Genomic DNA, 443 nt, shown 5'->3' on the forward strand with positions numbered 1-443 from the left:
GTCGAACACCTCGCCGACCCGACCGGACAGCATCGTGGCCTCGACCAGGTCGACGACGGCCCGCTCCACCGCGTGGGTGCGCCGGTCGGAGGCGGCCATGAGCGCGGGCAGCTCCGGCAGGGCGGCCCGCAGCTCGGCCGAGGGCTGCTCCCCCGCGGCCAGCGCCAGGCAGACCTCGGTGCCGAAGCGGTCGACCAGCCGGCGCAGCGGGGCGGTGACGTGGGCGTACGGCCCGCCGACCCCGCCGTGCCCGGGCTCAGCCGGGGCCTCGCCGTCGAAGGCGGTGTAACCGGCGCCGCGCAGCAACGAGGTCGCGGCGTCGAGGAAGGCGGCATGCCGGGGCCGGGCCGGGTCGAGGGTCCCGATCACCTCGCCGGGCCCGGCGCCGTCGGGCCACGCGACGCCCAGGCCGGGGGCCAGCCGCCGCAGGGCCTCGACCGCGC

Annotated in this window: 1 pseudogene; it reads right to left on the reverse strand. The window is 79.7% G+C overall.

The window, feature by feature from the left end:
• A pseudogene (locus tag RM609_RS34270) lies at window positions 1-443 on the reverse strand (RNB domain-containing ribonuclease); the annotation flags it as partial.

Source organism: Streptomyces hesseae, from assembly GCF_031845785.1.
Classification (GTDB): domain Bacteria; phylum Actinomycetota; class Actinomycetes; order Streptomycetales; family Streptomycetaceae; genus Streptomyces; species Streptomyces hesseae.